At 40.8% G+C, this 13,001-nt stretch carries 14 protein-coding genes; 5 read left to right on the forward strand and 9 right to left on the reverse strand.

What is annotated here, in order from left to right; all coding sequences use genetic code 11:
* Positions 1 to 9: 9 nt before the first annotated feature.
* The 6 genes from SCALIN_RS11925 to SCALIN_RS11945 form a co-directional block, all read right to left on the reverse strand.
* Complete coding sequence (locus tag SCALIN_RS11925; RefSeq protein WP_096894715.1) at positions 10 to 525, reverse strand: HPP family protein; 516 nt, start codon at positions 523 to 525, stop codon at positions 10 to 12.
* Positions 526 to 883: 358 nt separating this feature from the next.
* Positions 884 to 1,783 (reverse strand): formate/nitrite transporter family protein, encoded by a 900-nt coding sequence (locus tag SCALIN_RS11930; protein ID WP_096894716.1) that lies wholly within the window; start codon positions 1,781 to 1,783, stop codon positions 884 to 886.
* A complete protein-coding gene (locus SCALIN_RS22210; protein WP_162532291.1) occupies positions 1,783 to 1,947 on the reverse strand; it encodes a hypothetical protein in 165 nt (54 codons plus the stop codon). Before SCALIN_RS22210 ends, SCALIN_RS11930 begins: the two co-directional genes overlap by 1 nt.
* A gap of 324 nt (positions 1,948 to 2,271) precedes the next feature.
* Positions 2,272 to 3,219 carry a formate/nitrite transporter family protein gene (locus SCALIN_RS11935; protein ID WP_096894717.1) on the reverse strand — a complete coding sequence of 316 codons (948 nt, stop codon included), beginning with the start codon at positions 3,217 to 3,219 and terminating at the stop codon, positions 2,272 to 2,274.
* A 762-nt stretch (positions 3,220 to 3,981) separates the two neighbouring features.
* Positions 3,982 to 4,416 (reverse strand): CBS domain-containing protein, encoded by a 435-nt coding sequence (locus tag SCALIN_RS11940; RefSeq protein WP_096894718.1) that lies wholly within the window; start codon positions 4,414 to 4,416, stop codon positions 3,982 to 3,984.
* 298 nt (positions 4,417 to 4,714) lie between these two features.
* On the reverse strand, positions 4,715 to 6,280 hold the full coding sequence (locus SCALIN_RS11945; RefSeq protein ID WP_096894719.1) for a multiheme c-type cytochrome: 1,566 nt from the start codon (positions 6,278 to 6,280) through the stop codon (positions 4,715 to 4,717).
* A 203-nt stretch (positions 6,281 to 6,483) separates the two neighbouring features.
* On the opposite strand from SCALIN_RS11945, the gene tdh reads away from it, so the two are divergent.
* The 5 genes from tdh to SCALIN_RS11970 all read left to right on the forward strand — a co-directional run bounded on the left by tdh (position 6,484) and on the right by SCALIN_RS11970 (position 11,012).
* Positions 6,484 to 7,512, forward strand: a complete 1,029-nt coding sequence (gene tdh / locus SCALIN_RS11950; RefSeq protein WP_096894720.1) for an L-threonine 3-dehydrogenase — start codon at positions 6,484 to 6,486, stop codon at positions 7,510 to 7,512.
* A gap of 28 nt (positions 7,513 to 7,540) precedes the next feature.
* Entirely contained in the window at positions 7,541 to 8,734 is a 1,194-nt protein-coding gene (locus SCALIN_RS11955) for a glycine C-acetyltransferase (RefSeq protein ID WP_096894721.1), read from the forward strand.
* Positions 8,731 to 9,618 (forward strand): DUF748 domain-containing protein, encoded by an 888-nt coding sequence (locus SCALIN_RS11960; protein WP_096894722.1) that lies wholly within the window; start codon positions 8,731 to 8,733, stop codon positions 9,616 to 9,618. The genes SCALIN_RS11955 and SCALIN_RS11960 overlap by 4 nt, the downstream gene beginning before the upstream one ends.
* A 10-nt stretch (positions 9,619 to 9,628) precedes the next feature.
* The gene (locus SCALIN_RS11965) at positions 9,629 to 9,889 is read left to right on the forward strand and encodes a hypothetical protein (protein WP_133111856.1); all 261 of its coding nucleotides are present in this window, start codon (positions 9,629 to 9,631) and stop codon (positions 9,887 to 9,889) included.
* 223 nt (positions 9,890 to 10,112) lie between these two features.
* A complete protein-coding gene (locus SCALIN_RS11970) occupies positions 10,113 to 11,012 on the forward strand; it encodes an NAD-dependent epimerase/dehydratase family protein (RefSeq protein WP_096894724.1) in 900 nt (299 codons plus the stop codon).
* 260 nt (positions 11,013 to 11,272) lie between these two features.
* Here the strand turns inward: SCALIN_RS11970 and SCALIN_RS24010 are convergent, their stop codons facing one another.
* From SCALIN_RS24010 to SCALIN_RS11985, 3 genes are all read right to left on the reverse strand, one after another.
* Entirely contained in the window at positions 11,273 to 11,392 is a 120-nt protein-coding gene (locus SCALIN_RS24010) for a type II toxin-antitoxin system HicA family toxin (protein ID WP_203415461.1), read from the reverse strand.
* On the reverse strand, positions 11,389 to 11,592 hold the full coding sequence (locus SCALIN_RS11980) for a type II toxin-antitoxin system HicB family antitoxin (protein WP_096894725.1): 204 nt from the start codon (positions 11,590 to 11,592) through the stop codon (positions 11,389 to 11,391). The genes SCALIN_RS24010 and SCALIN_RS11980 overlap by 4 nt, the downstream gene beginning before the upstream one ends.
* A gap of 420 nt (positions 11,593 to 12,012) precedes the next feature.
* A complete protein-coding gene (locus SCALIN_RS11985; RefSeq protein ID WP_096894726.1) occupies positions 12,013 to 12,996 on the reverse strand; it encodes a hypothetical protein in 984 nt (327 codons plus the stop codon).
* Positions 12,997 to 13,001 lie beyond the last annotated feature (5 nt).

The raw sequence follows: 13,001 nt of genomic DNA on the forward strand, positions 1-13,001 counted from the left end.
TCCAGCGTATTACCACCAGGCAACAGGATAATCCCTTTTGCCCCATCTATTGATGATAATTGCTGTTAATACTAAAATAAAGGCGCCAAAAAGAACAGGATTTAGAATATACCAATAATCCTGACCCAAGCCTCCAGTCTGAATGGCCACATATGCTGTAGCACCTGCCGGAGGATGTACGGAATACGTAACCATCATGAAAATAATCGCTAAAGTAACGCCAAGTGTCAACGACCACCACGAGAGACCAAAGAAGTCGTATATGGCAACACCCATTAACGCACCAAGAAAATGCCCTAACAAAACATTTCTCGGTTGTGCAAGTGGAGCCTTGTATGCTCCGTAAACCAGAACTGCCGATGCACCAAAGGGCCCTAAGAGCAGGGGACATTTCCAGGTAAAAGCAAGAATAGCCGTAATCCCTACACCAACCATGGAACCAACAAAAGTAACCCACAACACTTTCCATGCAATCGGTGGTTGCGGCGCCTTGGGCAATTCACTAATCTTATCGAATAACGACATAGTTCTATTCTCCCCATGAAATATATTTTATAAATTACAGGTTAATAATGCCTCACCATACTTGAACAACAGCACTTTTGCCACATTTTTGTACTAGATGCCGTTTGACGTATTATACTATACACATACGCCAAAGTAGAAAATCCTTGTTATTTATTTTATTTAAATATATCGCGGCGACTGTCTGCCGAGTTTAAGGTAATTATTTTTACACTTAAACTTGAAGGAAAGCCGCAGAACATTGACACGTTCTCGCATCTGCCCAACCGTGTCAATGCAACTGCTTAACAAACTTACTTACGCCGAATGTGATCAAAAAAAACGCCTCATTACATCCAAATAACTATCCTTGTCGAGATTAACCAGGAAGCACCTCTACGATATTGTTGTCATTTTCATCTACACCAACTATCTGACCACCTGGCACTGCACCTCGAGTGGGACCTACGAGACTTCTTGTTCTTCCTCCATCACCATTAGGAACCAAGTCCTCTACAGGCGCATGCGTAGCAAACCAGTATGCCAGTCCAATCAAACAACCACCTACGATATTGCCGGTACTTGCAGCAGCCATGTTCCAGGCAAAACCTCCGCATGTAACATTTGCAGGATGAGTAGTGAACAGAGCGGCGCCAAAAATAGTCATATTAGCTATGCAATGTTCAAAACCGCATGCGATAAATGCAAATAGACACCAGAATATCAGGAACACTCTGGCAGCCTCATTTTTAGCCTTTGCCGACATCCAGACAGCCAGACATACGAGCATATTACAGAGAATACCACGACAAAACAGATAGAAAAACGGAGCATTCATTTTGGCACCGGCAACCTTACAGATAAACTTGCCCGTAATGTTCCCGTCTCCCAATCCCGTATTAGCATAAATAAGGGCCAACAACAACGCACCGGCGAGGTTACCAAACCAGCAAACAAACCAGAGCCAAATCATCCAGCCCCAACCTGTCTTTCCCCTGAGACATCCAATCAACATCACCATATTGTTACCGGTGAACAGTTCGGAACCCGCAAAGACAACGAGCAACAGGGCAAGAGCAAACGACGTTCCCATAACCATCTTAACAGCCGGAGACTTAACAGCAGCGAACTGCGCCCCGACCGTAAATATGAGAAGAATTCCAAACCCGATGTACATACCTGCCAACATTGAGAGAACCCAATACTGACAAAACTTGTTCCTTATCATATCTTCCTTTGCAACTGCCACACCCGTAAACGTATCTACCGTTGCTTTCATTAATTCATCCCCATCCTTTCAAAGGGCCATTTCCAGGTAAAAGCAAGAATAGCCGTAATCCCTACACCAACCATGGAACCAACAAAAGCAACCCACGACACTTTCCATGTAATCGGCGGTTGCGGCCCCCCGGGTAATTCACTAATCTTAACGAATAACGACATAATTCTATTCTCTCCCTTTTATACACTACAGGCTAATAACGCTTCAGCATACTTGAAACAACAACACTTTTGCCGCATTTTGCACTAGTGCCGCTTGACATACTATACACATACGCCAAAGCAGAAAATCCTTATTATTTATTTATAAATATATCGGCGACTGTCTGCCGAGCTTAAGGTAATTATTATTACACTTAAACTTGAAGGAAAGTCGCAGAACATTGGCACGATTAAGCATATGCCTAACCGTGCCAATGCAACTGCTTAACAAATTTACTTTACGCTGAATGTGATAACAAAACTATCTCACTCAGACGGAAATAACTATCCTTGTCGAGATGAACTTGGAAGCACCTCAACGATATTGTTGTCATTTTCATCTACACCAACTATCTGACCTCCCGGTATTGCACCTTGAGTCGGGTCTACAAGACTTATTGATCTTCCGCCATCCCCACTAGCACCAACAGCCTTCCGAGAAAGAGGACCACCAGGAACCAAATCCTCTATAGGCGCATACGTAGCAAACCAGTATGCCAGTCCAATCAAACAACCACCTACGATATTGCCGGCACTTGCAGCAGCCATGTTCCAGGCAAAACCTCCGCATGTAACATTTGCAGGATGAGTAGTGAACAGAGCGGCGCCAAAAATAGTCATATTAGCTATGCAATGCTCAAAACCGCATGCGATAAATGCAAATAGACACCAGAATATCAGAAACACTCTGGCAGCCTCATTTTTAGCCTTTGCCGACATCCAGACAGCCAGACATACGAGCATATTACAGAGAATACCACGACAAAACAGATAGAAAAACGGAGCATTCATTTTGGCACCGGCAACCTTACAGATAAACTTGCCCGTAATGTTCCCGTCTCCCAATCCCGTATTAGCATAAATAAGGGCCAACAACAACGCACCGGCGAGGTTACCAAACCAGCAAACAAACCAGAGCCAAATCATCCAGCCCCAACCTGTCTTTCCCCTGAGACATCCAATCAACATCACCATATTGTTACCGGTGAACAGTTCGGAACCCGCAAAGACAACGAGCAACAGGGCAAGAGCAAACGACGTTCCCATAACCATCTTAACAGCCGGAGACTTAACAGCAGCGAACTGCGCCCCGACCGTAAATATGAGAAGAATTCCAAACCCGATGTACATACCTGCCAACATTGAGAGAACCCAATACTGACCAAACTTGTTCCTTATCATATCTTCCTTTGCAACTGCCACACCCGCAAACGTATCTACTGTTGCTTTCATTAATCCATCCCCCCCTTTCAATTAGGAAAGTAAAAAAATAAAATTTCGCAATATGACCAGGCAGCCTTCCATACTGCCCTTACCACATCACACCTAATAAAAATGCTATAAAAACTTTATAATAAGAACTTATGAAAACAATTAACCAAAAGCCCTGACAAAAATAAAGATTATACGAAGCGATATAGTGCTTAAGAGTGGAGAGCAATTGTGATACCAAAATTATTTATAAGTAAAAAGGCTAATATCTATATCTCTATAAACATCTATGAACAAAAAAGATAGAACCTTTCGGCAAAATGTAATTTTAGAACCACAAAAAACGTGATTTGACAAAATGTCAAATCACAATTGGAACATAAATTATTTAAAGACATAATGTCTTCCCACTACACAAGAAGCGGTATCTACAAATTTAATAAGATTTGAAAAGAAAAAGAGTAATGTGGCAGGTGTACAAACAGCATGTAAATTAAAGTCGAACTTATAAAACAATTTTGGAACTTAGCATTTTCAAAAGAAATAAATAGCGGCCCGATAATAGTAGTGTTTTTTTATCATGAAACAGATGAAACACAGCCCCCCCGGAACACATACTAATTACTTTACAGCTGAGCCAGTTCATAAGACCGCTGTCAGGAATATAAATGGAGGAAACTGTTTTTTATAAAGCTATGTTTCTATTGCAGGCGACAATCCACTCGTGCCAGGAACAAACTACAATACATTTGAAACAAACCTGGCTGAACTTAAAACATTAGCTCATAAACCGCCTGCAATGTAATTTTCAAGCTGTTGAATGGTAAATTCTTTATCAACAATATACTGCTTCACAACATCACCGATACTTACAATACCAATCAACTTCTCCCCTTCAAGCACTGGTAAATGACGTGTACGTTTTTCTGTTATCAGAGCCATACAGTCGTTTAATGTATTTTCAGGTCGAACAAAACATGGTTTTGGATTCATCAGGTCTTTGACCAATGTACTCTTTGATGATTTACCTTGCAGCACAATATTCCTTGCATAATCACGTTCTGAGAAAAGCCCTACGACTTTTTCATCCTTAACAACCACTAACGCGCCAAGGTCCTTTTCCGCCATTATTTCCAATGCCATGTATACAGTATCCTGAGGTGAAATTGTCAGAATATTACTAGATTTATCTTTCAATATCTCTTTTACAGTAATCATGATATACCCTTGTCTCCTTTTTTTGATTTTTGTTAAACTATTAACTTTAATTTGAAAACAAACTATGCTTGCTGCTACTATCTGATTTGACTACAAGCAAAATCACCATCTATTCACAAACAAATATGTATCCGCATAGAAACAGAGCGCCATAATACCGCTTGTTTATTCCTTGTTCAAGCATTAAATCTTCAGTGAAACATCAGAATTTCCCACTTATAAATTCCGTTTTTGGCATAAAAACAATTATCAGATGAGAAGTGGTCACCAAACCTGTCAATGCAGCAATCTTACAACATCACTCTTTCCTCTTCCAACCCAGCAACAAATCAGTATACTCTCCTTGCTTCCAGAAAGAGTATGCACTGTGCTTGATCCCTATCTTTTTTTCTATCTCAGCAATCCGTTTAAGCTTACTTGCTTCATCCTTGATCATAATAAGCCATCGGTCCTGAGCCCATTCCCAATACCCATAAACAGGACTGTAATACGCATTGTGCGACTTGGCTTTAAAGATAGCATCAATAATATCTACCAACATTTCGTATGCCAGTCTTTCGATGTTAGACACATTATATTTTCTCATTTCACCCTTACCAGGCAAAAGGCTGAAAACATTGTGGCCGGTAGAATCGGGAGCAAGGCCAGCGGGCATAGGGTCTATCAGATTGTGATTATACAAATCCATCACAATACGCATAGCCTCACGGTATTTAACAAAACTGAGTTTAACCGCTTCATCCATTGCTTCTAAATGGTCCCTTGCAAAACGGGGTGAATGACAATCCTTGCAAACCGCAATCCACGCGTCCCTTGTCGCCTTATACCTGTCGGCCCCCCTGTCTACAAGAGAAGTACCCATGTAAGTATAAACGGTAGATGTACTGATAACATTATGGTCTCCTTCAGGCATATGGCAGTATGCGCATGTTGGCACAGTATAATTTTCCGCGTTAAGAGGTTTTGTCCAATCCCATGTTTGCCCTTCTCCCTGAAAAATCATACCGTGGTATGATTGCATGTACATCTCATACTCGTATTGTTCAGGGCCGGAATGGCAGACCGCACAGCTGTTTGGTTTTCTGGCTTCAGTCAAAGAAAAACGGTGCCGGGTATGGCACCCGTCACATCGGTTCTCGACCACATGACAACCTAAGCAGGCAGTCGTCTCTTCTGCAGGCTTCTCCGTCTGGCAACCTAACTCGATCAACTCAAGATGATAAGCATTAGCATGTGAACCTTGTCCTCCTTGACGATGTCCCTGTAATTGCTTTTCATGACATTCACCACAAATATCATAAGAAGGCATAATAAGTTTTTTATGATTCTTCCCATGACATCTGTCACATCCGACGACACCTTCTCCTCCTGACGGCTTTGAATGTTTGCTCTGTTTCCACTGTTTTACAATTCCGGGACTTTCAACCATATGGCAGGTAACACACTCAGTATTTACAAACTCCCCTTCTACCGTGCTGCCAGGATGAAAGATGTCATTATTATAGTAATGCGCGGGGTCGTACCATCGTATCACAGGCAGAAAATTAAAAAGATGTCCGTACGTTCCTTTTCCCGGAAAGAGTTTCTCCGGCCCGGTATAAAAACTTGAAAGCCCACCCGCATGATGAACGCTTCCGGAATCATCCGGACCGACCCTTTCTCCCAGAAGTTCAGCCATCTCGTATTGAAACTTCATGTCACCAGGCATCTCCCCTGCTGCAGATGCTGTCTCATCCAGAAGTGTTTCAAGGTTAATCTCTTCTCTTTTTTGCGCAAAAGAAGAAGAGGTTGAAATATACGGAACAAAAAAAATGAATAACAAAAGTGTGATAATCGAACTCTTTTTTGTGTTTATATTTAACATAGTCACCTCCATATTAATGTAGTATTTAAAGGAGCATTGGAAAAACAACACAAATTATATGCAAATCTTATCACGAAATGAAAATATGTATACTTTTTATTTTCTTAAATATTGCTGATAAATATTGAATAATCAGGATTTATATACTACTATATTTTAATTATTTAATGTGATGCACACCATTTTTCGTTGGTATTAATTGAATGAAAGCAATTGTTAAAACAAAACGCACTAAAGGCATGGAACTTATAAATGTGCCCATTGCGCAGTTAGGCTTAAGAGACGTACTAATCAAGGTTACACTCGCTTCCATCTGTGGCACAGACGTACATATATACGACTGGACGCACTGGGCTCGGAACCGCCTCACACCACCCCGCATAATTGGCCATGAGTTTGTTGGAATAGTGGAAGACATTGGCAATGAGGTGACTCACGTAAAGATCGGAGACCGTGTTTCAGCCGAGAGTCACATCTCCTGCGGACACTGCTACCAATGCCGCAACGGATATTCTGAAGTGTGCAGAAATCTCAAATTACTGGGAGTAGACTATGATGGCGCACTCTCAGAATACCTTGTCCTGCCGGAACATGTCCTGTGGAAAAACGATCCGAACATTCCCGACAAATGGGCCACAATGCAGGAGCCTTTTGGGAATGCCATTGATACGGTCATGGCAGAAGACGTCTCCGCAAAGACAGTCCTGATCCTTGGTGCGGGGCCTATCGGTCTATTTGCCACCGGCATTGCCAGAGCAAGCGGTGCATCGTTAATCATCGTATCAGACCCAAATAACTACCGGTTGGCCATCAGTAAAAAGATGGGGGCACACATGGCACTGAACCCCCAAAAAAAAGATATAACCCCCCTTATCCTTGAAGCCACCAATAATAATGGTGTAGACGTAGTACTTGAATTCTCAGGAAATAATCAAGCCCTAAACCAGGGACTGCAAACCATTACACCCGGAGGCAGGATCTCCATCCTGGGTATTTACGAAAAACGTGTTTCAATCGACCTCAACAAAGAGGTCATTTTTAAGAAGATACGTATTTACGGAATAACAGGAAGAAAGGTCTTTTCATCCTGGTATAAAACATCAAGCTTCTTATCATCAGGCATTGTCAATCCTGACCCAATACTTACTCACCGGTTCCCATTAAAGAATTATGAAAGAGGCATGAAACTAATGAGGGAGGGGAAGTGTGGGAAGGTCATTTTGGATGTATAAAAGTTACGATTAAAGGAATTAAATAATCATGGATAAACTGGATTTCATTAATAAAGAACTAGACAGGCTCAAGGAAGCCGGTCTACTCATTAACATTCGTACTGTCGAAGGACCTCAGGGAGCATGGATTACCGTAGACGGAAAGAAAGCACTCAACCTCAGTTCGAACAATTATCTTGGGCTTGCCAACGATTTACAATCAAAAACCGCTTCTCATAATGCAATTGATACATTCGGTGTTGGTCCTGCAGCAGTCAGGACAATTGCCGGAACAACGACACTGCATAAAATCCTGGAACAGAAGCTTGCGCAATTTAAAGGAGCAGAGAGTACCATCTCTTTCCAGTCCGGGTTCTGCGCAAATCTCGCCGTTATTCCGGCAATCGTTGGTAAAGAAGATGTTGTGTTTTCAGACGAACTCAATCATGCAAGTATTATTGATGGCTGCCGTCTCGCAAAAACCAGAGTTATACGATATAAGCACTGTAACCCTGAAGACCTTCAGGAGAAAATCCAAGTAGAAAAAGATATCGAGCGGAAGCTTATTATTACCGATGGCGTTTTCAGTATGGAAGGAGATATTGCACCATTACCGGAAATAGTAGAGATAGCAGAAAAATACAACGCAATTACAATGGTAGATGATGCACATGGAGAGGGCGTTCTTGGCAGAGGAGGCAGGGGAATTGTTGATCATTTTAATCTACATGGCAAGGTTGATATTGAAGTGGGAACAATGTCAAAGGCGTTTGGAGTAGTGGGTGGTTACATTGCGGGAACTAAACAATTGACAGATTATCTGGTACAGAAAGGACGTCCCTTTCTCTTTTCAAGTGCGGTAACAGCTGCCGACGTGTCAGCATGTATTGCAGTTGTAGATACCCTGAACAAGTCAGATTGTCTTGTCAGGAAGCTCTGGTCAAACACCGGATTTTTCCAGGAAAGAATGAAACAACTCGGATATAATCTCGGAATTACAAAGACACCTATAACGCCGGTTATGATAGGTGATGCCAAAATGGCAAAGGAGTTCAGCCAGAAACTATTCGAAGAGGGCATATTTGCCCAATCAATAGGCTATCCCACAGTACCTGCAGGTAAAGCACGTGTGCGCGTAATGCTTTCTGCCACACATAGCGAGAAAGACCTTACATGGGCAATAGACCATTTTGAAAGAATTGGAAACTCTTTCAATATATTAGAAAGGAGATTTGAAGCATGAGAAAAGTTATTATGATTCCGTTTATCATATTTGCGATAATAATCGGACTTTTTTTTGGCAAGAATATGATTATTAAGACTTCCGTAACAACCGGGGTAAAGGCAATGACAGGTCTTAAGATGAACATAAGGAGCATGGATGTCGGTGTCTTTAAATCATTAATCGGTATAAACGGATTACAACTGCACAATCCACAAGGATTCGAAGATAAACTAATGATGGATTTACCTGAAATTTATGTGGATTACAACCTGGGTGACTTTATGAAAGGAAAGACCCATCTTGAAGAAACCCGGTTGCATTTAAAAGAATTTACCGTTGTGAAGAATGAAGCTGGTGTGCTTAATCTTAATGCATTAAAAGTTGTCAAGACAGCTGAAGGCGAAACAGAAGAGAAAGCGGAAAAAGGCAATGACAAAAAACAGAAGGCAAAAATGCCAGACATTCAAATAGATTTGCTGGGGCTAAAGATAGACAAAGTCACCTACAAGGATTACTCAAAAGGGACTTCACCTAAGGTAAAAGAGTTTAACGTAAAGATTGATGAACAGTTTGAGAATATAACTGACCCTCAATCTTTTGTACGTCTCATTATAATTAGCGCCCTAAAAAATACTTCTATTGCGAACCTTACCAATTTTGATATAAAAAAATTACAGCAAAGTATTAAAGTAAAGCAGGCAGAGCTTGAAGAAAAACTGAACGAAGCAGGAAAAAAACTGGATAGAGGAGTACAGGAAGCATCCGAAAAGGTTGGAAAGGAATTAGACAAAAAGGCCAGAGAAGTACAAGGTGCCGTTGACAAGGCAGGAAAAAATTTAGAAGAAAAGGCAGCAGACGCCGTTAAGAAATTTTTACCTTTTGGGAAAAAAGAGAAAAAATAAAGGGACGAGAATGAACGAAAAAGGCTACACAAAATATCAGCAAAAGGCCATTAAAAATTTTTACGATAACAAAGACCTTCGTCTGGTACAGAAATTGGGAGAATTAGTCTCTAATTTATATCTGGAAACCAGTGAAAAGAAAATAGAGACCGGATGGAAAAAGATCAACAAAATGCTGACCGATTTGCAAATACACCCGGGTGAGGTAGAATATCTGACAAAGGACAAAAAGCTTTCAGTAATTTCTAAAAAACTGGATGAGATTTTTTAAATATGTCAAATTGTTATCGCGACCAAAACTATCCTTCGCCTCCGCTCGTCTGCCGCCAGTCTGTCGGGTGGAGGATGACGTCACACTGAGTACACAGAACAGCGTCACACTGAGCGGAGTCGAAGTGCCATCAACATTTAAATTTCAGAAATGAATGAAAAACTGGAATTACGCATGAGAAATACCTGAAATCCCTTAATACTTAAATTTCATAAATTAAACCATGAAAATTGCCATTACCGGTTTGTCAGGCTTCCTGGGACACTATGTAGCAAAGAGACTCTTTGAGAGAGACGTTCAGATACAGGCGCTGGTGCGAAACACAAGTAACACTTCACATCTTAACGAATTTGAAAAGAAGATTACCTTTGTGCAGGGAGATCTGAACAACAAAGAAACCCTAAAGAAGTTTGCACAAGGCTCCGACATAATAATCCACATGGCTTACGAGAGAAACGGAGCAGGTTTTCGAACCTCCGCCAATAAGGACATGAAGAGATTACTGGACGTTAACCTGTCAGGTAGTCTGGAATTGTTAGATGCTGCTAAACGGCATGGAACCAGACAATTCATATTCACCAGCTCCTGTGCTGTATATGGATATATATTTCCCGATATCAAACTCGACGAACAGCACCCCCTTATGCCTGACTCTAACTATGGAGCCTATAAGGCTGCGGTGGAAACATTCTGTCATTCATACTTTTTATCAAAGAGCATTAATACAACCATATTAAGACCGGTAGGCATCTACGGTATCGACCCTAAGCTTACCCACTCTGAGTGGTACGATTTAATCAAAAATATTAAAAACGGAGTTGATGTAGAAGCTGTGGGAGGAGGTAAAATAGTACACGCTGAAGACGTTGCCCATGCCATAGATTTGGCAATTGATAACAACCATGCTTTTGGAAAGATATACAACATAGTAGACTATTATGTCGACAACATGACCATAGCAGAAACGGCAAAAAAGATATGTGGCTCCAAGTCCAAAATCAGAGGAACACCCAAGCAGCCTGTCAATACTATGGATAATAGTGAATCGAAAAAACTGGGTATACGTTATGCAGGAGTTGATGGTTTGAGGAAGTATATTCAGGCGTTGGTTGACCTGGTTTAGATGTTCTTTGCAACACCGTTAGTTTAACCAGGCAGAGCAACTGACTCTTAATCAGTGGGTCGAAGGTTCGATTCCTTCAGGGCGCACTTTATTCCCCAAAGACTTATGACAATTTCCTTATAAATAGTCTGGTGTAAGTTTGTTAATAAAATTACAACTTTTTAAGAAACTCATCTAAGGATATCCGGGCTTGTTTAAGTATATGAGAAAGTGTCGATCGCTTAATTGGTTTGTGTGCTGGGACTATTATTTTCAGCACTTCATCCGTTGAACGCTTTTTTTAATCTTATGTGAGAACCTCGTTGACGAACAATTACCCATCCGTCACGTTGTAGTGCCTTAATTACCTTATTATAATTCAGGATGGGAACTTTGCTCATATTGCTAATTCAAATTCTTCTGCATTAGAAACAGTCAAGACATCGTCCTCAACAGGTTCCAGATAAAGTTCAATTGCTTCTCTTATGTTTTTAATAGCCTCATCCTTTGTCTCTCCCTCGGAAATACACCCAGGCAATGAAGGCACGATTACAGTATACCCCCCTTCTTCACTTGGTTGAAGATAAATCTTAAGCTTCATTTCAATAACCTCCTTATATAGTTATATTCAGTCTCTTCATTCCGAGTTACTAGTATTATCTTCCTAGTCAGTCTTGTCAATCACTAAAATAAATACACCTTAAATCCTATCTGATTTTCGTAAAGAAACGAAGGGAAAACTTATGTATCCTTTGGCAGATATGTTCTAACCGCATCAAAAAAGTGAGCCAATTTTACTGTAGTCACTGTAGTCAAATTGTAGTTAAAAACGTAGTGAAGCCGGTAGTATTCAGCCAGATACCACAGGAATCAGAAGGAAGAAAGCAAAATTATAAACTGTTGTTAAATATGGCGATAGCGACATAACAGACACTAAATCAGGCAGTTATGTAAATTGTTAAAAATGGTCTTTTAGCGTCTCTGAAAACAAGGGGGAAACAAGGGAAACAAGGGACAGACACTATTTATTGCCTCTTTGTTTCTTCGGTCTTCCTCTTGGTAATACATTTAATACCCGTCCTATTCTCCTGCCTAACTTCGCAACAAAATCTTTTGTTCCCAATGGCCGTCCCAACAACGTATGTTTTCTTATCTTTTCAACTTTCTCATCGTTTTCATCTGAATTAATGTACTCTTTCCACTCTTCCGCAGTTGTATCTATTAAGGATGTTATATTTTCTAAATTAATTACTCCATCTTCCTGTCCCACATGTACTCCCGCACTTGACCATTTCCATCGCCAGGGTTTTCTTACTATACCTGCACGCACCGGGTTCCTCTCTACATATCGTAACGCCGCCACCAAATAGTCTTCATCCATGACGCACGAATAAAAACGTCCTTGCCATAAGTGGCCGGATGTATTCTTCTTTTTATTAAAATATTGCGAATACTGCATATGGGAAATGCTGAAAGTTCCCAATCCAAGATGTGAAAATTTTGTGTCATAGATTAAATAAACACTGCTTAGGCAATCATCTCCTTTGTCCAGAAATCCTACCGCGATCAGTTCGTCATTAAGATAGTATTCTGATTGAAGGCTTGGGGTGGAGGGTGAGAAGAAGCCTTCAATGAACTCTTCTATCGTACATTCCTGTGAGAAACGTTGATTTGAATGGTCTTGATAAATTCCAAAGGCCCTTTCACTGAATTTAAGTGGGCCGAAAGTGACATCGATGTTACTGTTCTTTTTCAGATTGCGCCTCTGACTTTTAGACGGCTTAAACTCATCAGATATAACTCGAATGGGAATACACTCCTGGCAGTCAGGACAGGACGGTTGAAAAGAATATACACCAAATTTCCTCCATCCTTTTTCAAGCAAAAATGAAATCTCAGATTCATCAAGCTCACTTGCAAGAAAATATTTGATCTGCTTTTTTCTGTCCGGCATATAAGGACAGAGAGAAAGCTCTCCTATATCCAGTTCTCTATGTAGAATCATAATTT

The organism is Candidatus Scalindua japonica (assembly GCF_002443295.1).
In the GTDB taxonomy this organism is placed as follows: Bacteria; Planctomycetota; Brocadiia; order Brocadiales; family Scalinduaceae; genus Scalindua; species Scalindua japonica.

Coding starts and splice junctions, on each gene's coding strand:
- SCALIN_RS11925 (WP_096894715.1), bottom strand. CDS start 525: ATGTCGTTATTCGATAAGATTAGTGAATTGCCCAAGGCGCCGCAACCA.
- SCALIN_RS11930 (WP_096894716.1), bottom strand. CDS start 1,783: ATGAAAGCAACGGTAGATACGTTTACGGGTGTGGCAGTTGCAAAGGAA.
- SCALIN_RS22210 (WP_162532291.1), bottom strand. CDS start 1,947: ATGTCGTTATTCGTTAAGATTAGTGAATTACCCGGGGGGCCGCAACCG.
- SCALIN_RS11935 (WP_096894717.1), bottom strand. CDS start 3,219: ATGAAAGCAACAGTAGATACGTTTGCGGGTGTGGCAGTTGCAAAGGAA.
- SCALIN_RS11940 (WP_096894718.1), bottom strand. CDS start 4,416: ATGATTACTGTAAAAGAGATATTGAAAGATAAATCTAGTAATATTCTG.
- SCALIN_RS11945 (WP_096894719.1), bottom strand. CDS start 6,280: ATGTTAAATATAAACACAAAAAAGAGTTCGATTATCACACTTTTGTTA.
- tdh (WP_096894720.1), top strand. CDS start 6,484: ATGAAAGCAATTGTTAAAACAAAACGCACTAAAGGCATGGAACTTATA.
- SCALIN_RS11955 (WP_096894721.1), top strand. CDS start 7,541: ATGGATAAACTGGATTTCATTAATAAAGAACTAGACAGGCTCAAGGAA.
- SCALIN_RS11960 (WP_096894722.1), top strand. CDS start 8,731: ATGAGAAAAGTTATTATGATTCCGTTTATCATATTTGCGATAATAATC.
- SCALIN_RS11965 (WP_133111856.1), top strand. CDS start 9,629: ATGAACGAAAAAGGCTACACAAAATATCAGCAAAAGGCCATTAAAAAT.
- SCALIN_RS11970 (WP_096894724.1), top strand. CDS start 10,113: ATGAAAATTGCCATTACCGGTTTGTCAGGCTTCCTGGGACACTATGTA.
- SCALIN_RS24010 (WP_203415461.1), bottom strand. CDS start 11,392: ATGAGCAAAGTTCCCATCCTGAATTATAATAAGGTAATTAAGGCACTA.
- SCALIN_RS11980 (WP_096894725.1), bottom strand. CDS start 11,592: ATGAAGCTTAAGATTTATCTTCAACCAAGTGAAGAAGGGGGGTATACT.
- SCALIN_RS11985 (WP_096894726.1), bottom strand. CDS start 12,996: ATGATTCTACATAGAGAACTGGATATAGGAGAGCTTTCTCTCTGTCCT.